The organism is Clostridium sp. N3C, assembly GCF_900095445.1.
Taxonomy (GTDB): Bacteria; Bacillota; Clostridia; order Clostridiales; family Clostridiaceae; genus Clostridium_AU.
Genome location: NZ_FMJL01000003.1, coordinates 30154 through 46589, shown reverse-complemented (window position 1 = coordinate 46589; position 16436 = coordinate 30154). Strand labels below are relative to the sequence as shown.

Annotated in this window: 21 protein-coding genes and 1 tRNA gene; 3 read left to right on the top strand and 19 right to left on the bottom strand. The window is 31.9% G+C overall.

Annotated elements, in window-relative coordinates:
* Nucleotides 1-36: 36 nt before the first annotated feature.
* The 4 genes from N3C_RS01905 to N3C_RS01890 form a co-directional block, all read right to left on the bottom strand.
* Entirely contained in the window at nucleotides 37-219 is a 183-nt protein-coding gene (locus N3C_RS01905; RefSeq protein ID WP_074364387.1) for a nucleotidyl cyclase domain-containing protein, read from the bottom strand.
* Entirely contained in the window at nucleotides 219-503 is a 285-nt protein-coding gene (locus N3C_RS01900; RefSeq protein ID WP_074364386.1) for a hypothetical protein, read from the bottom strand. The genes N3C_RS01905 and N3C_RS01900 overlap by 1 nt, the downstream gene beginning before the upstream one ends.
* Before the next feature lie 243 nt (nucleotides 504-746).
* Complete coding sequence (locus N3C_RS01895) at nucleotides 747-1748, bottom strand: GGGtGRT protein (RefSeq protein ID WP_074364385.1); 1002 nt, start codon at nucleotides 1746-1748, stop codon at nucleotides 747-749.
* 20 nt (nucleotides 1749-1768) lie between these two features.
* Nucleotides 1769-2461, bottom strand: coding sequence for an iron-sulfur cluster assembly scaffold protein (locus N3C_RS01890; protein WP_074364384.1), 693 nt, complete (start codon nucleotides 2459-2461; stop codon nucleotides 1769-1771).
* A gap of 298 nt (nucleotides 2462-2759) precedes the next feature.
* Between N3C_RS01890 and N3C_RS01885 the strand changes: the two genes are divergently transcribed.
* A tRNA-Leu gene (locus tag N3C_RS01885) sits at nucleotides 2760-2843 on the top strand.
* Nucleotides 2844-2943: 100 nt separating this feature from the next.
* Here the strand turns inward: N3C_RS01885 and N3C_RS01880 are convergent.
* The 9 genes from N3C_RS01880 to N3C_RS01840 all read right to left on the bottom strand — a co-directional run bounded on the left by N3C_RS01880 (nucleotide 2944) and on the right by N3C_RS01840 (nucleotide 10793).
* Entirely contained in the window at nucleotides 2944-3309 is a 366-nt protein-coding gene (locus N3C_RS01880) for a hypothetical protein (RefSeq protein ID WP_074364383.1), read from the bottom strand.
* Nucleotides 3310-3392: 83 nt separating this feature from the next.
* Nucleotides 3393-4052 carry a flagellar brake protein gene (locus N3C_RS01875; RefSeq protein WP_074364382.1) on the bottom strand — a complete coding sequence of 220 codons (660 nt, stop codon included), beginning with the start codon at nucleotides 4050-4052 and terminating at the stop codon, nucleotides 3393-3395.
* A gap of 213 nt (nucleotides 4053-4265) precedes the next feature.
* Nucleotides 4266-5039, bottom strand: coding sequence for an ectoine/hydroxyectoine ABC transporter ATP-binding protein EhuA (gene ehuA / locus N3C_RS01870; protein WP_074364381.1), 774 nt, complete (start codon nucleotides 5037-5039; stop codon nucleotides 4266-4268).
* A gap of 13 nt (nucleotides 5040-5052) precedes the next feature.
* Nucleotides 5053-5718: an amino acid ABC transporter permease gene (locus N3C_RS01865; RefSeq protein ID WP_074364380.1), complete on the bottom strand. Its 666-nt coding sequence runs from the start codon at nucleotides 5716-5718 to the stop codon at nucleotides 5053-5055.
* Nucleotides 5719-5773: 55 nt separating this feature from the next.
* Nucleotides 5774-6586 (bottom strand): amino acid ABC transporter substrate-binding protein, encoded by an 813-nt coding sequence (locus N3C_RS01860; RefSeq protein WP_074364379.1) that lies wholly within the window; start codon nucleotides 6584-6586, stop codon nucleotides 5774-5776.
* 183 nt (nucleotides 6587-6769) lie between these two features.
* On the bottom strand, nucleotides 6770-7726 hold the full coding sequence (locus N3C_RS01855) for an acyl-CoA dehydratase activase (protein WP_074364378.1): 957 nt from the start codon (nucleotides 7724-7726) through the stop codon (nucleotides 6770-6772).
* Complete coding sequence (locus N3C_RS01850; RefSeq protein WP_074364377.1) at nucleotides 7714-8805, bottom strand: 2-hydroxyglutaryl-CoA dehydratase; 1092 nt, start codon at nucleotides 8803-8805, stop codon at nucleotides 7714-7716. Before N3C_RS01850 ends, N3C_RS01855 begins: the two co-directional genes overlap by 13 nt.
* On the bottom strand, nucleotides 8747-9697 hold the full coding sequence (locus tag N3C_RS01845) for an acyl-CoA dehydratase activase-related protein (protein ID WP_074364376.1): 951 nt from the start codon (nucleotides 9695-9697) through the stop codon (nucleotides 8747-8749). The genes N3C_RS01850 and N3C_RS01845 overlap by 59 nt, the downstream gene beginning before the upstream one ends.
* A gap of 145 nt (nucleotides 9698-9842) precedes the next feature.
* On the bottom strand, nucleotides 9843-10793 hold the full coding sequence (locus N3C_RS01840) for an N-acetylmuramoyl-L-alanine amidase (protein WP_074364375.1): 951 nt from the start codon (nucleotides 10791-10793) through the stop codon (nucleotides 9843-9845).
* Between the two features lie 156 nt (nucleotides 10794-10949).
* Here N3C_RS01840 and N3C_RS01835 point away from each other — a divergent pair, with 156 nt between their 5' ends.
* Entirely contained in the window at nucleotides 10950-11423 is a 474-nt protein-coding gene (locus tag N3C_RS01835) for a DUF4883 family protein (RefSeq protein WP_074364374.1), read from the top strand.
* A 95-nt stretch (nucleotides 11424-11518) separates the two neighbouring features.
* Complete coding sequence (locus N3C_RS01830; RefSeq protein WP_074364373.1) at nucleotides 11519-12349, top strand: PHP domain-containing protein; 831 nt, start codon at nucleotides 11519-11521, stop codon at nucleotides 12347-12349.
* 31 nt (nucleotides 12350-12380) lie between these two features.
* On the opposite strand, the gene N3C_RS01825 is transcribed toward N3C_RS01830, so the two are convergent.
* The 6 genes from N3C_RS01825 to N3C_RS01800 all read right to left on the bottom strand — a co-directional run bounded on the left by N3C_RS01825 (nucleotide 12381) and on the right by N3C_RS01800 (nucleotide 16253).
* Nucleotides 12381-13316 carry a magnesium transporter CorA family protein gene (locus N3C_RS01825; protein WP_074364372.1) on the bottom strand — a complete coding sequence of 312 codons (936 nt, stop codon included), beginning with the start codon at nucleotides 13314-13316 and terminating at the stop codon, nucleotides 12381-12383.
* Between the two features lie 17 nt (nucleotides 13317-13333).
* On the bottom strand, nucleotides 13334-13882 hold the full coding sequence (locus N3C_RS01820) for a 5-formyltetrahydrofolate cyclo-ligase (RefSeq protein WP_074364371.1): 549 nt from the start codon (nucleotides 13880-13882) through the stop codon (nucleotides 13334-13336).
* The gene (gene hprK / locus N3C_RS01815; RefSeq protein WP_074364370.1) at nucleotides 13875-14792 is read right to left on the bottom strand and encodes an HPr(Ser) kinase/phosphatase; all 918 of its coding nucleotides are present in this window, start codon (nucleotides 14790-14792) and stop codon (nucleotides 13875-13877) included. Before hprK ends, N3C_RS01820 begins: the two co-directional genes overlap by 8 nt.
* 43 nt (nucleotides 14793-14835) lie before the next feature.
* Nucleotides 14836-15015 (bottom strand): DUF896 domain-containing protein, encoded by a 180-nt coding sequence (locus N3C_RS01810; protein ID WP_074364369.1) that lies wholly within the window; start codon nucleotides 15013-15015, stop codon nucleotides 14836-14838.
* 565 nt (nucleotides 15016-15580) lie between these two features.
* On the bottom strand, nucleotides 15581-15982 hold the full coding sequence (locus N3C_RS01805) for a hypothetical protein (protein ID WP_074364368.1): 402 nt from the start codon (nucleotides 15980-15982) through the stop codon (nucleotides 15581-15583).
* 22 nt (nucleotides 15983-16004) lie between these two features.
* Entirely contained in the window at nucleotides 16005-16253 is a 249-nt protein-coding gene (locus N3C_RS01800) for a DUF1292 domain-containing protein (protein ID WP_074364367.1), read from the bottom strand.
* Between the last annotated feature and the right edge of the window lie 183 nt (nucleotides 16254-16436).

The window sequence follows — 16436 nt, the reverse complement described above, 5'->3', positions numbered from 1 at the left end:
TTTCAAAACTATCTTTCAGTGGTACACATAAAAAAGTTACATACCTTTGATATAGAGTTTTTCCATTGCTTCCATGTAATTATCATCACTCGGAAAGTGAGCCACCCCGACTGATATGGTTGTAGGATACAAGCAATTTTTAGTTTCTTTCTCTACAGCTTTCCTTACTTTTTCAGCCAACTTTATTGAATCTTTCTTATCAATGTCTTTGAAAACCACTAAATATTATTATATCTTTTTAGGTTATCATCATCTATAAACAATACCTCAAAGCCTCTTTTCTCCTTTGAATATCCCCCTAGAAATCCAGAAAGAAATAATCTTCCAGCACCATAATTTTGAATGCCTGATACATCATCAATAAAGGCAAGTTCATTTGATGCTCTATAAGACTTAAGAGTTTTTCTGATATTACTTGTAAATGTTCCTATTATGTGTCCTATTATTCTTCTTGAATAATCTTCATTGTTTTTACTTAATGCAGAAAGATTATTTAACAACATTTCATAAAAGTCTTCAATTTAAATAAACTTTCATAGTAATTTTTTACTTAACAATTAATAATAGTATATAATTTCATGTTTTAATTACAAATACATATCATTACATATAACAAGTATTAATATTTCACATAACTTACAAATCAAAAAGCCCCGTATAAAGTCATTTACTAAATACGGGGCTTTTGATTTACTTCTTTTCCTCTTAAATTTAATGAGTTTTACAAAATTTTATTTGTATTTTTATTACTTATTTAAAGCCTCTTCAATAGCAACAGCTACAGCAACAGTTGCTCCAACCATTGGGTTGTTACCCATTCCGATAAGACCCATCATTTCAACGTGAGCTGGAACGGATGAAGATCCTGCAAACTGTGCATCAGAGTGCATTCTTCCCATAGTATCTGTCATACCGTAGGAAGCTGGACCTGCAGCCATGTTATCTGGGTGAAGTGTTCTTCCTGTACCACCACCGGAAGCAACTGAGAAGTACTTCTTACCTAGTTCGATACATTCCTTCTTATATGTACCTGCTACTGGATGCTGGAATCTTGTTGGGTTAGTGGAGTTTCCTGTTATAGAAACGTCAACACCTTCCTTGTGCATTATAGCAACACCTTCTCTAACATCGTCTGCTCCATAGCATCTAACCTTAGCTCTTTCTCCATTGGAGTAAGCAGTTTCATTAACAATTTCAAGCTTTCCTGTAAAATAATCAAACTTAGTTTGAACATATGTAAATCCATTGATTCTTGAAATTATCATTGCAGCGTCTTTTCCAAGACCGTTAAGTATAACTCTTAAAGGTTCCTTTCTTACTCTGTTAGCTGATTTAGCTATACCAATAGCACCTTCAGCTGCAGCAAAGGATTCATGTCCTGCAAGGAATGCAAAGCACTTGGTTTCTTCTCTTAAAAGCATTGCTGCTAGATTTCCGTGTCCAAGACCAACCTTTCTGTCATCTGCAACAGATCCTGGTATACAGAAAGACTGTAAGCCTTCTCCTATTGCTTCTGCAGCTTCCGCAGCCTTTTTGCAGCCCTTCTTAATTGCAATAGCAGCACCTACAATGTAAGCCCAACATGCATTTTCAAAAGCGATTGGCTGAATTCCTTTAACCATATTATAAACATCTATACCTGCTTCATCACAAATAGCCTTAGCTTCCTCAATGGAATTTATACCGTATTTGTTTAATGCAGCGTTAATTTGATTAATTCTTCTATCATAACTTTCAAATAATGGCATTTATATTCTTCCTCCTTCTCTTATTCTTGTCTTGGATCAATGTACTTAGCAGCTTCAGCAAATCTACCATAAGTACCTGTTGCTGCCTTCATTGCTTCGTTAGCATCAACGCCCTTTTTAACAGCGTCCATCATTTTTCCAAGGGAAATGAACTCATAACCAATAACTTGATCATTTTCATCTAAAGCTAGTTTAGTAACATACCCTTCAGCCATTTCTAAATATCTAGTTCCCTTAACCTTAGTTCCGTACATAGTACCAACTTGGCTTCTAAGTCCTTTTCCTAAGTCTTCTAGAGCTGCTCCTACTGGTAGTCCACCTTCTGAGAAAGCACTTTGAGTTCTTCCATAAACTATCTGTAAGAATAACTCTCTCATAGCTGTATTTATAGCATCACAAACTAAGTCTGTGTTTAGTGCTTCTAATAATGTCTTTCCAGGAAGAATTTCTGATGCCATAGCTGCTGAATGAGTCATACCTGAACATCCAATAGTTTCAACTAGAGCCTCTTCAATTATTCCATCCTTAACGTTTAGTGTAAGCTTACAAGCACCCTGTTGTGGAGCACACCAGCCCACACCATGTGTTAAACCTGATATATCTTTTATTTCTTTAGCTTGTACCCATTTTCCTTCTTGAGGAATTGGTGCTGGTCCATGGTTTGGTCCCTTAGCTACACATACCATGTTCTCAACTTCATGTGAATAAATCATAAAATTATCTCCTTCCTTATTTATGGTATTTAAGCAAGTGCAGTTTGTCGCCTACCGGCAATTTTTAATCACATAGGGTGAAATTTTTAACAACTGACCACATATATTTTAGCAAATATACTCGGAACTAACAATCTTTTTATTACAAAAATCATTTTTTTGCTACAAGAGATAAAGTTACTACAAGTTCTATCCAGTTTTTATTAAGCTATCTACTGAAATATTACTTTCAAATAAATTATTTTTAAAAATAAATATTGACATATTAAAAACTACGTGGTAATATTACTATTGTCCCGCCGAAGTGGTGGAACTGGCAGACGCGCTGGACTCAAAATCCAGTGGTAGCAATACCGTGCGGGTTCGACTCCCGCCTTCGGCATTTAGATAACTCTTAGGTTTACCTAAGAGTTATTTTTATTTGCAAATAAATAGAAGCAAGAAGTATTTTCTCCTGCTCCCTTTATAAATTTAGAAATATATTAATTTTGCAAAGAACTAGTACTATATAAGACCTTTATATTGCTAGTCAACGTGGATTTTATAAGCAATATAGATTGATATATATCTTCTTTTATCTTAGATAGTTCAATCTTATAATAACAAGTTGGAATACCATATAATTCAATGTAACTCCCCATATCATATATGTTAAATTGATTTATTAATACTGAAGAATCTGCAATATATAGAGAACTATTTTTTATAATGGAAGAAGCAATAGCTATAACAGTAGCTTTTTTATATTTGCTTATTATATGTTTTTTCATTTTCAAATGAAATATGAAATCATTGAGCATATTATAGGATAACTTCCTAGGTATGCTAAAATCTAACAATATTATCATAAAGATCCTCTTACATTGCTATATATTATTATATTATTAGTTGTAATAAATCTATTCTAATAAGCTCAACATAATACTATAAATTATACTACGTTTTTAAGTTTATCAATCACATATGCATCTATTAGTTCAACATGTTCTCTTTTTATATCTATAAATTCCAATACTGTTTTCTTATTATTAACAGCATCTTCTATTCTAGATACATTACATAAAGCCACAATTTCTTCTTCATTCATTCTAAAAGAAATTATCGCTTGCTTTTTCTCTGAATCATTTTCATATGTAATAAGCGAAACTCCTCCGGCACTAATATCTACAGTAAAGGACCTTTTCATCTTTTTTAACCATAGTGGCTCTACTTCAGATATTCGTTCATAATTTTTATTTTCAGGTAAAAAATAATAATCTATATCTATTACTGTTTGTAGTCTTTTAAACTGCCTTCTTTCAATAGCAGTAATTACCTTAGGATTACTTATTAAAAGAATCTGGACATCATTATTAAAGGAACTTCCTAAAACAACAGAAGAACATCTAACTGCTTTATTTTTTGATGCACAAAAAAATTCAAAGTAATCCTTTTCATTTAATTGTGTATAATTCTTTTGTTTTACAGAAACAGCAACAGCTAAACATCCCTTGTGAACCTTTACTAAAGTTCCAGAAAATAAATTTTTATCTTCATTTAATAAACTTAATACATCACCTTCTTTAATTCCACTTAAATCCAGTGTATCCATAAAAGCCTCCTTTCTCAGTATTTAGAATTGAGAAGTAATCTAAAATATAATTTAAAATTTAATTTTTTTAAATATTATTCTACAAATATTCTGAAAAATCCTTCTTTCGCCGGTAAATTTTTTCATAAGTTTGACAATTCATTGACAACAAAAAATACTTCTAAGTAGATAATCTAATTTTTAATTAATTAGACTTTCTACTTTAGAAGTATTCTATTCTTTCTTTGCCAGCATATAGTTATTTAAGAAAGCTTTCGTTCTTTCATTTTTGGGATTGTGAAAAATCTCATCCGGTGTCCCCTCTTCTATAATAAGGCCTTGATCCATAAAAATAACTCTATCTGAAACTTCTCTAGCAAAATTCATTTCATGAGTAACTACAATCATGGTCATATCTTCTGCAGCCAACTCTTTCATAACCTTTAATACTTCACCGGTAAGCTCTGGATCTAAGGCGGAAGTAGGTTCATCAAAAAGCAATATGTCTGGTTTCATAGCTAAAGCTCTAGCTATAGCTACTCTTTGTTTCTGACCTCCAGACAATTGATAAGGATAAGCCTCTGCCTTATCTGCTAATCCTACCTTTTCTAAAAGTTTAATGGCAAGATCCTTAGCCTCTGCCTTATTCATTCCTGCTACATGAACCGGAGCATCTATTATATTTTTCAACACAGAATAGTGAGGAAATAGCACAAAATTTTGAAAAACCATTCCTAACTTTAATCGCATTTTCCTTAATTCTTTGTTATTAGGGTAAAATAGTTTTCCATTATCATCAGCATAAACTAAAGATTCCTTTTCTAATGTGATTTTCCCCTTATCTATAGTTTCTAGGAGATTTAAGCATCTTAACATTGTACTTTTACCAGAGCCTGAAGGTCCTATTACAGATATTACTTCACCTTTATTAATATTAAAGGAAATTCCCTTTAATATTTGTCTACTGCCAAAACTCTTATATATATTTTCTACTGCTAACATTTCCATGCTTTCTCATCTCCTATCTATAATAATCTAATTTACACTCTATAAAATGGAATACTTTTGTAACAGCACCGTTCATTATAAGGTAAAAAAGGCCAGCAACTATAAGAGGTACTGTTGAAAAATGTCTACTAGCTGAATTTTGAGCAACTTTAAAAAGCTCCGAAACACCAATAACTTGAACTAAAACTGTATCCTTTACCAAAGTTATCACTTCATTGCTACTAGCAGGTAATATTCGCTTAATCACTTGCGGAAGAATTATTCTAAAAAAGGTTTGTACCTTAGTATAGCCTAATACCGACGCTGCTTCATATTGATCCTTTTCTATAGAACTTATTCCACCTCTGTAGATTTCTGCAAAATAGGCTGCATAATTTAAGGTAAAAGCAAAAATGGCAGCAGAAAATCTATCAATATTTATGTCTTCAAAGATATATGATGGCGCAAAGTATACAAACATAATTTGCAACATCAACGGAGTTCCTCTCATAACTAAAATATAAAATTGTGTAGGCAATCTTAAAACTGGATTGGAAGACATTCTAGCAAAGGCTACTAATAAGCCTAGAGGTATAGAAAATAATAAAGTTAATGCAAAAACCTCTAAAGTTGTACCTGTTCCCTTTAATAATTGTTCTAATAGTGATGCAAAATCCGGCCAACTACCGTAACTTAACATAATCATTCCCCTTCGTTATTATCACATTATAAAGCCGGTATAATACCGGCATAGTTTATTTACCTATAGTTGTAATATCCTCTCCAAACCACTCTTTAGATATTTCAGCAATTTTTCCATCCTTAGCCATTTCTTTTAGGATTTCTTGAAACTTTTCCATCAAGGCTTTATCGCCTTTTCTGAAACCTATACCATATTCTTCAGCTCCTAAACCTTCATCAATAATCTTGTAGCTCTTATCCTTCTTTTCAATATAGTATTTAGCCACAACTTCATCCATAAGAACTGAATCTACGCCACCTTTTTCTAAATCCATTAGAGCAGTCATGTTGTCTTTAAATTCTACAACTTCCTTTAAAGAATCTTTAAACTCCTGATATTTATCTAAGGCATCTGCTGCACTTGAAGCGGATTGTAATGCTAAGGTCTTACCTGCTAAATCCCCCATATCATTTATATTAGAATTACTATTGACAACTATAACTTGTCTATTTTTCATGTAAGGTTCACTAAATAAAACCTGCTTCTTTCTATCTTCATTTATAGTAAAGCCATTCCAGATAGCGTCTATATTTCCGGTATTCAATTCTTGCTCCTTTGCATCCCAGTTAATAGGCTGTACCTTTAGTTCTATACCTAATCTTTTACAAGCTTCTCTTGCTAAATCAATATCAAAACCTACAATGTCTCCCTTATCGTCTGTAAATCCCATAGGAGGGAAACTAGCGTCTAATCCTAATACGAACTCCTTCTTTTCTTGAACCTTAGTCCAAGAATCATCTACACCATCGCTCTTCTTCCCACATCCTGATAAAATTCCTAAAGAAAGAACAGCTGTTAATAAAATAGCAGTTATTTTCTTTTTCATAATATATATCCCCCTTAAATTATCGTAAATTAATCTTTTTATTTCATTTCGATAATAATATTATACTTTAAAACTTTACTTTAGTAAAGTGCTAAATTTAAAAAATCCTTATTTTTAAAAAATATCAAAACAACCCCTGTTCATTAAAAGCAAACAGGGGTTTAAAATTATATATTAAGAACATTATACTGCTAGCTTATTACTCCACTTTCCACATCGATCTCCTGAAGATCCTACATTTTTATCTCCATCATATATAGCTACAACTTCACACCTATTACTACAGCCATTACATTCAAAACTTCTAGATTTAAATTCTCTTTCATAAATATCAAAGCCTTTAAAATCAGTACGACCTTTTTTCTCCACAGCTTCCTTAGCTAATATAGCTGCTCCAATGGCACCCATCACATTATAATTTTCAGGTACAATAACTTCACTATTAAGAGCTTCTTCAAAAGCCTTCTTCATTCCTTTATTAGCTGCAACTCCTCCTTGAAAGAAAATTTTACTTTCTATTTGCTTTCCCTTTCCTACATTGCTTAAATAATTTCTAACTAGTGCATCGCAAAGTCCCTTAATTATATCACATTCATCATATCCTAACTGCTGTTTATGTATCATATCTGATTCAGCAAAAACAGCACACCGACCTGCTATTCTTAAAGAGTTTTTTCCTCTTAGAGCATATTCACCAAACTCCTCAATAGGTATTCCTAATCTCTCTGCTTGTCTGTCTAAAAAGGAACCAGTCCCCGCTGCACAAACGGTATTCATAGCAAAGTCTGTTACTATACCATCCTTTAATATAATTATTTTTGAATCTTGACCACCTATTTCTATAATTGTTTTTACAGAAGGATCTAAGGCAAGAGCCGCTACAGAATGAGCGGTAATTTCATTTTTCACAGCATCTCCTCCAACTATATAAGAAGCAATAACCCTACCACTGCCTGTAGTACCAACCGCCGCAATTTCCTCATCCTTATACTTATCCTTCAGTATTTTAAATCCTTCCTGAATAGCCTTTATAGGTCTTCCCATAGTTCTTAAATACAGTTTATCAATTACCTTCAAATCTTTATCTAAAATAACTAAGTCTGTGCTTACAGATCCTACATCTACTCCTAAATAATACATCTTCTATTTCTCCTCTCTAACAAATCAATAAAAGCTTCTATACGTGTTATGTAGCCTGCTTCTCCAGTAAGTTCATCTACCACAAGAGTCATTATAGGAAAATTCTTATCTTTAGATATGCTAGGCAATATAGATTTAGATACAATTTCTGGCATACATCCAAAAGGGAATATTTGAATAGCTCCATCACAGCCATGCCTTTGGGATAATACTGCTTCACCTATACATTCCCTGCCATGACCTCCAATATAATGAGGTAAATATTCTCTAGAGGCTCTCCTTATATCTAAAGACTGAAGTTTCATCGGTGACATTAAGAGATTTTTTACCCACCAACTAGGATACAAAGTCCTAATGGTGCTTACCCCAAGATCCATCAGTTTATCTTCTATAAATAAATTTGAAAAAGGTTCTATTATAGTATAAATCTCACCTATTATAGCTACCTTTATAGGTTGCCTACTCTTATCTATAAGTATGTCATTTGATACTTTCTTATAGCATTTTATTAAAGATAGCATTTCTTTGGTATTTTCAGCTTCTTTAAGGCTATTTTTTAAATTGTATAGTGTTTTTTTACATTCTCCCCTATTTATCTCATATCCTGCCTTAAATCTTAAGCTTTTTTCCAGTTCATCTATAGAATTTATTATCTTAACCGCATTAAACAAAGCTTTAATTTTTTCACTTTTGCTTAAGGGGCTGTTATCTGAAATAAGCCTTATTCTCTTAAGTAGTTCTTCCTTTCCAATATCTCTTGGAGAATCAATAACTATTAGATTTGCCTTTGGATTAAGCTTTTTCAAAATATTAATTTGAAGTTCACAGTACTCGCCATATCTACATGGTCCACAGCTTCCTGTTATAACGAAAGTGTCCGCTCCTTTTTCCATTGCTTCTACATAGTTTCCTATCATTATTTTAAAAGGTAAACATATTTCCTCAGGAGAGTACTTACACCCTATTTCTAAAGTTCTTTTACTCGTTTCCTCTGGAAAAACATAATCAATTTTTAGACCACTAAATAATGCCTTTGCAGCTAAGGCTGTATTCCCCAAATTCGGAACACTTACTTTCAAGAGACACCCTCCTTTCCAACATATCACAAAAAGCCTCTATCCTAGTATCCATACCTGCATCCCCTGTATGCTCATCTATTTTAAGTACCATAAAAGGAAAATCTTTTATTTCTCCTTTTATTAGTTCTATTACGATAGAATCTATTCCACAAGCAAAGGATGAAATATAAATAATACCATCCACTGACCCTTTTTCATAAAATGATATAGCAGCACCATAAGAGTTTTTTGCAAAATTCCAGAAAGGCTTTTTATAAAGTCTTTTTATCTTTTCTTCTATTTCTTCTCTTTGCAAATTTTCTTCTGTAATTACTCCTACATTCAATTTATTAAGTTTGCTTTTTAAATTCATATTGACATAATTATCGTATATATTGTAAGGATGTCCTATCAATGCTACCTTAAGTGGATAGTTTAAGTCATTGAAGCCTATACATTCATTTTCAAAAAAATATAATGACTTTTTATAAGCATTTATTATTTCTCTTCTACTGAAATTTAACATCTTTCCCACTGACATTAACCATCGAAGAATCTCTTCTCTACTTTCCATATTAGCTGGAGTTTCTGTTATTGCAGGCAAACCTTCTATGCTATTTTTTAGCATTTCTATCAAGCCACAGAATTTAGGACAAATAAACTCCCTAGGGGCCACCTTCATAATTCTTGGCGTAATTATAAGATCACATTTATCCTTTAACCAGTGAACATGACCATGAAATATTTTCACCGGTAAACATGCATCATCCACACAAGCATTAACCCCTCTATCCAATATCTCCCGATTTGTCTCTGGAGAAATTATGTATTCAATCCCTAATTCCTTTAGAAAAGCTTCTATACCGAAACCATATTTCCAATAAAGTAATCCCTTAGGTATTCCAACAACCACAAGTTAACCTCCTGACTATAAATATCATACTTTTTTTAGTCTTGCTAATTTTTATGAAAATTATTCATAATAAAACAAAACAATGCCGCCAGTTAAATAAAAATACTGACAGCATTGGAAATTACTTAATTTATCAAGAATAAAATTAACCTATTAGTTGTTTCCAAGTATTAGGACCTACTATACCATCTACTAGAATACCCCTATTTTTTTGAAAGTTCATCACAACATTTTTAGTTATTGGCCCAAATATTCCATCAACTCCTACAGACAGTCTCCATTGTACATATCTGGTAGCAACAGCATTAGCATTACCTTGCTTGAGTAATGGCTTACCAAGAATTGTATTTAATCTATTCCAAGTCTGAGTTCCAGCAATTCCGTCTACAGTTATAGCCATAATTCGCTGAAATCTTTTTACCGCTTCAGTAGTCCTTATTCCATATATACCATCCTCTTGAAGAACTTTTCCTTCATGATCACTTATCTTCAATCTATTTAATACTTGCTGTAGTTTTAAGATATCACTGGAACCTTTTTTCTGGTTATCACTTTTATCCTGACTGTTATTTTTTGCTCCATCATTAATAATTTTTTGACCGGTTAAACCTGTAACTATAGCACTAGCCATAGCATCAGCATTATATCTACTCATATCTTCCTTAGAGTCTACAAAGGCACATTCTATGAGTATAGCTGGAGCCACAGTATTTCTAATAACATAAAGCCAGTTCCCCTCTTTTACTCCTCTATTAACAAAGCCTAATGCTACAATTTCATTTAACACCTTTTTAGCTATTGCTTTCCCTGCTTCAGATGTAGCAAATACCTCGCTTCCTCGACCTCCACCAGCATTAAAATGTATAGACGCAAAGACATCAACCTTATTATCATTGGCCTTTTTCACTCTTTGATACAAAGAATTAGCTACACTAGTAGCAGAGCTAGGTGTACACAATATTACTGTATGTCCTAAAATTCTTAGTTTATCAATTACTCTAGTACCTACTTCTTTATTAAGCTCATCTTCTCGCCTTATACCAGAAGCTCCAGTATCACCGCTTACATTGTGTCCAATATCTATTCCAAATTTCATAATTAAAATCACCTCTTCATTTTATAAATGCTTTTGTACATATTTCATACTATTCAAAGAGTGCTTACAAGGTTAAATTATCCTATGCAAATATGCTGTAATAATTTTCATGTCTATTACATATGTTAATGTAAAAAATAATGAAAAGGTGGTATTATGAAAAAACTTGCAACTATTTTACTACTGATCTCCATCTTTGCAATTTCTATTGGCTGTTCTAAGGATCGACTAAAGTATACTTTAAACCGTCAAAAGCCTAATACATATTACTACACCGATATGTTAGTAAAAGAAATTAAAATCAATGGTATTTCTAATGTATTAACTCTTGAAACAAACCTTAATAAAGAAAGGAATCTAAAGGATGAGGATATAAAATCCTTGATTAATTTTTTCAATCTCATAAAAACAAAAAACTTCTTAGCTTCTTCTCCTAAACTTCCAAAAAAACCAGAATTTAAATTTTATATATCTAGTGGTAATGAAAAGTATGTAATAAATGTGTATAATGAAAAATATATAAGTGTTCATCCTTGGGATGGTAATTACCCTATGGATTATATAGATATGACAGATATGAAACCACTATATAATTTATACTACTTTTGTAAATATATATTCGAAGAATAATCTCTTAACCTTTAACATCAGCCCTTATTTAGGAGAAGTAAGTATCTTCTCTTACCATTGATGAATGTAATCTAAAAGACATAGGAGGAAATAATATGAATATAAAAGCTGATTTACATCTACATACTACCGCTTCTGATGGGAAATTATCACCTTCAGAATTGGTTAATCTTGCTTATAAAGAAGGATTAAATATAATTGCTATTACTGATCATGATACCACTGAAGGTATAGATGATGCTTTGCTAGCGGCAGAAACTTTATCTATTAAGGTTATCCCCGGTATAGAACTATCCACTCAACATAATGGTGAAACAGTTCATATACTTGGTTACTTTAGAGATAATAATTACAAGAAAGAAGGATTTCAAAAATACCTACAGGATATGAAAGCCCACCGCATATATCGTGGCAAAGAAATTATAAGAAGATTAAAGGAATATTTTGATATTAGCTTAGATTACGGAAGTCTTCTTAAAGAAGCAAAGGGAGTTATAGCAAGACCACATATTGCCCGGGCAATAATAGAAGCTGGCTACAATTACTCTTGGGAATATATCTTTGACAAAATATTAAGCAGCAACAGTCCAGCCTATGTACCTAATAAAAAACTATCTACAGAGGATGGTATTAAACTACTAAAAAGTGTTAATGCTATAGTAGTTTTAGCTCATCCTGTACTAGTAAAGAAAACTCCTTGTGAAGAGCTAATAAAACTGGACTTTCATGGAATTGAAGCCATTTATCCATTAAACTCTGAATATGATACAAACCGTTATATTAATTTAGCCCTTAATAATAAAAAATTAGTCACTGCTGGTTCAGATTATCACGGGGGCGATGCTGGAGATGTAAAACATGGCTATATTGGTAAGATAAATTATAATGAAGCTCATTTACAAGAATTTTTAAAATTTTTAAAGTAAACAAGGAAGTAGCATCTGCTACTTCCTTAACTCATATCCACTTGTTTCTTTTAAAAATTTTAATTAGGAGCACCTCAACTAGTAACATAATACCGATAGCTATATAGAAACCATAATTTTTATTTTTTAGCGGAATGTAATTAAAACTCATTCCAAAAATTCCACTGAGAATTTCAAAAGGTAATAAAACCGTTGCAACGATAGTAAAAACTTTCATTAATCCATTGGTTCTATTTGCTATCTCTGACTCATAAGCCTCTCTAACCAAGGCTAATCCTTGTACTAGAACTTCTTGAGCCTGAATTAGCTTTTCTACCTTGTTATTTATATTTTCAAAATACTTTATATTATCATTTTCAATAATTTTATCACTTAATAAAAGACTATCCCCAATATATCTTAAGGGACTTAAGTATTTTCTTATCTTATATACCTGTCTTCTCAAAGTAATTAAATCTCTTCCATGCTCTTCTGTTGGATTTTTTAATATATCAATTTCTATTTTGTCTGATTTAGCTTCCAAACTAGAAATAACTTTATGATTTTTACTAATAATTCTGTCAAGAATATAATATAACAAAATACTTGGTCTACAATTTTCCTTTAAAATAATACAATTTTTACATTGGTAGACATCTTCTAACAGACCAGAAATTATGTCTGAATGACCCTTAGATATAGTTATAATATAATCCTTTCCAAGATAGATATTTAGCTCTTTTGATATGATTTCATCTTCTTCAAAATCTAGAACATTAAAAATTATAAATAAGTAACTATCATAAATATCTATTTTTGAAGAATGACTAATACATTTACATTCCTCTAGAGTCTCTGGTGCCAATGATATTTTTTTAGCCAATGTATCGATTTCTTTAGCGTCGCATATTATCCAATAAAAACTCCGTCCTAGACTCCAATTTGAGGATACATCTGCAAATTTGTTTAAAATATCATATACTTTCATAAGATCATCCTTTAGAGTCAATCCGTTATTATTCCATCAAGTCTCACATCAAAAGGTTCCATAGGTACCTCTGATAATAACTGAAATTTATAGGCTAAAGCAATTTTTGGTGTATTGTTCCTTAAATGCACTAAGTACCTATCGTACATTCCAGCACCATATCCTATTCTTCCACCCTTTTCATCAAAGGCTACACCAGGTACTAGCACTAAGTCTATTTCCTGTGGTGCTACAATATTAGTTTCTATCAAAGGTGGCTCTAGTATACCATATTTATTTTTCTCTAACTGTCCAAAATTATCAATTAAAACTGCCACCATACCTTCTTGCATTGATAGAATAACGGGAACGGATACCTTTTTCCCATGCTGAAGTGCATGTTTAATGATCTTATGAGTATCAACTTCATTATTATAACTGACAAATACAAATAGATTTTTACACTTTTTATACTGGCTGCTTTCAATTACTTTTGAAAAAATTATCTCGTCCCTAGCTACTTTATCTTCCTTAGATAAATCATTTATTTTTTTCAATATTTTTTTTCTAATATCTTTCTTATTCATTTTTCTTATTAACTATAGCCGTTCTCCTACTAATAGTATCTATAGGGGATTCCTTAGACATCAAACTATATCTGTAATTTACAGCAGCAGCCTCTATAATTACCGCAACATTTCGGCCCGGTCTTATTGGTACTACAATTTTTCTTGTAGGTACATTTAAGATTTCAATGTAGTCATTATCTACACCTAGACGATCATAATTGCCATCAGACTTCCATTGTTCAAGACAAATTACAATGTCTATTGCCTTAGTGTCCTGTATAGAACTGAGACCATACAGTGCAGGTACATCAATTATGCCCATACCTCTTACTTCCAGCATCCCAAAGGTAATATAGGGGGAAGTTCCCATTAAAACACCATCTACTTCTTTTATATCAACGGCATCGTCTGCCACCAATCTATGACCTCTTTTTATCAGTTCTAGAGCACTTTCACTCTTTCCAATACCACTTTCTCCAGTAATTAATATTCCTATACCGTAAACATCTACTAGAACCCCATGCATTCTTGTTTCTGGTGCTAATTTATCAGTAAGATAATTAGTTAGGACCCCAATAAACTTTGTAGAACTCTTAGGAGTTCTTAAAAGCCACCTACCATTTTTACTAGCATACTCTAGGATCTCTGGTTGAGGTTCCAAGTTTCTAGTAATTATAATGCAAGGAGTATCAAAACTAAAGAATTTTTTCAGCCTTTTTTTTCTTATTTCAGGCTGCATAGCATCTAAAAAACTCCATTCTGCCATACCTATAATTTGTATTCTTTCCTTTGCAAAGTAATTATAAAAGCCTGAAAATTGCAAACCAGGTCTATTAAAGTCACTAACAGTAATTTCGTTATCTTCTTTACCTTGAACTAATACTTCTAAATTTAAATCCTTAATTAATGTACCTACATTTACAGGCATAAGTCATTCTCATCCCTTTCATTTTCACTAGTCAAAAAGTTACCTACTTAGTTTTTCTTTCTATAGTTTCTAGCTGAGCCCTTAAATTATTTTTAAAAGCATCTATATATTTTCTTCTAAGCCTTTGTTGTTCTTCCAATTCCTCACTTGTCAGTCCTACTTCCTTGCTTTTTTTATATAAAAAATTTATTCTGTTTACCATATCATTAAAACTCTGCTCCATGCTACCTTCCTCCTTCGAACATTCAATGTTTATATTATATCATAAGGAGTAAAGCGAAAAAAGTAGCACTCTTATGGATACAGCCTTGTTTTAAGAAAGTGTTTATAAAAGCTTGTACAAATTTTTATAAACTCTTATTTTAAAACTAGAGAAAAAATAAAAAGTACTTCACCTTTGAAAGGCGAAGTACTGTAATTTGTCCATATCTTCTCCCAATATGCCGATATGCTTATTCATTCATACCCGCCAACTCGCAGGTGGGTCCTCCTCATCTTAACGCTGTTGTCTTCCGATTGAATGCTAAGAGCCTCAAGCTATTAGCTCAATACATCAATTCGATGTTGAAGCCTAACATTATTAAGAGTTTTGGTGGTCCCATTTTAATTATGTCGGTTGAATGCTATAAGCGATTCGTACACATCAGGATAAACTGTAATTTAATTATATCACATCACTGTCATACTGCAACATTAATATAACAAAGTTTACATATTATATATCCACTTACTTCTATTTATCTATAAATAACTGTGTAAATCTTTACATTTCTTTATTTCTAACAAGTTTACATATCCAAATCATCTAGGATTTCTTCTATATCACAATTCTTATCCTTTTCATAAATTACTGCAACAAATTCACTATAATCATAGGTATCTTCATCAGTTTCATAGGTAATATATTGAGCTTGAACATCAAATTCATCTATTAAATCTTCTATAACCTCTCCTGTATTATCTATAGCTATTTCATTTAAGTATGGTAGAAAATATTCTTCATACCACTCTTCAGACTCTTCCTCCTCTTCACATTCATCATTGGCATAAGCTTTAGCTGCCTCTAATTCATCTCTATCAAAATCATAGAAAAATCTCAATACTAATACTCCATCCTCAGATTTGATTTCTTCTACTTCTGATAAATCATTATCTTCAAGAAATGATATTATTTTATTCTTATCAATCATATTATTTAATCCTCCATTTTAATTATTCTTTTTCAGTATATGCCTTATATTGATTTTGTACCTTTTCAAATTCTTTTTCATCTTCCACAAAATTATACACTGGACTGCCATTTTCATCATCGATTCTAAAAGCAAAGGCATCATCATCATTACCATCCAGTGGGGCTAAAATCATATAATCCTTATCATCAACCTTAAGTCTAGCAACTACTTCAAATTCAACCTTTTCCCCTGATTCATCCTTAAAAGCCATTATTTCTTTTTCTTTCAATTAAAACACCCCAATCCTCAAAATTATTTTAACCTTCCTTATTTATAGCTTTGCCCAAGATCTTAACTTTTATCATCAAAGCTTAAATGAATAACAGAATTAATTGTACCACAACTTACCATGGAAAGGGAATAACTTCATTTCTTTAGAATTAATTATTTTAATATTGAAAAAGATGTACCC

Coding starts and splice junctions, on each gene's coding strand:
- N3C_RS01900 (WP_074364386.1), bottom strand. CDS start 503: ATGTTGTTAAATAATCTTTCTGCATTAAGTAAAAACAATGAAGATTAT.
- N3C_RS01895 (WP_074364385.1), bottom strand. CDS start 1,748: ATGCCATTATTTGAAAGTTATGATAGAAGAATTAATCAAATTAACGCT.
- N3C_RS01890 (WP_074364384.1), bottom strand. CDS start 2,461: ATGATTTATTCACATGAAGTTGAGAACATGGTATGTGTAGCTAAGGGA.
- N3C_RS01880 (WP_074364383.1), bottom strand. CDS start 3,309: ATGATAATATTGTTAGATTTTAGCATACCTAGGAAGTTATCCTATAAT.
- N3C_RS01875 (WP_074364382.1), bottom strand. CDS start 4,052: ATGGATACACTGGATTTAAGTGGAATTAAAGAAGGTGATGTATTAAGT.
- ehuA (WP_074364381.1), bottom strand. CDS start 5,039: ATGGAAATGTTAGCAGTAGAAAATATATATAAGAGTTTTGGCAGTAGA.
- N3C_RS01865 (WP_074364380.1), bottom strand. CDS start 5,718: ATGTTAAGTTACGGTAGTTGGCCGGATTTTGCATCACTATTAGAACAA.
- N3C_RS01860 (WP_074364379.1), bottom strand. CDS start 6,586: ATGAAAAAGAAAATAACTGCTATTTTATTAACAGCTGTTCTTTCTTTA.
- N3C_RS01855 (WP_074364378.1), bottom strand. CDS start 7,726: ATGTATTATTTAGGAGTAGATGTAGGATCTGTAAGCACAGACTTAGTT.
- N3C_RS01840 (WP_074364375.1), bottom strand. CDS start 10,793: ATGAAATTTGGAATAGATATTGGACACAATGTAAGCGGTGATACTGGA.
- N3C_RS01835 (WP_074364374.1), top strand. CDS start 10,950: ATGAAAAAACTTGCAACTATTTTACTACTGATCTCCATCTTTGCAATT.
- N3C_RS01830 (WP_074364373.1), top strand. CDS start 11,519: ATGAATATAAAAGCTGATTTACATCTACATACTACCGCTTCTGATGGG.
- N3C_RS01825 (WP_074364372.1), bottom strand. CDS start 13,316: ATGAAAGTATATGATATTTTAAACAAATTTGCAGATGTATCCTCAAAT.
- N3C_RS01820 (WP_074364371.1), bottom strand. CDS start 13,882: ATGAATAAGAAAGATATTAGAAAAAAAATATTGAAAAAAATAAATGAT.
- hprK (WP_074364370.1), bottom strand. CDS start 14,792: ATGCCTGTAAATGTAGGTACATTAATTAAGGATTTAAATTTAGAAGTA.
- N3C_RS01810 (WP_074364369.1), bottom strand. CDS start 15,015: ATGGAGCAGAGTTTTAATGATATGGTAAACAGAATAAATTTTTTATAT.
- N3C_RS01805 (WP_074364368.1), bottom strand. CDS start 15,982: ATGATTGATAAGAATAAAATAATATCATTTCTTGAAGATAATGATTTA.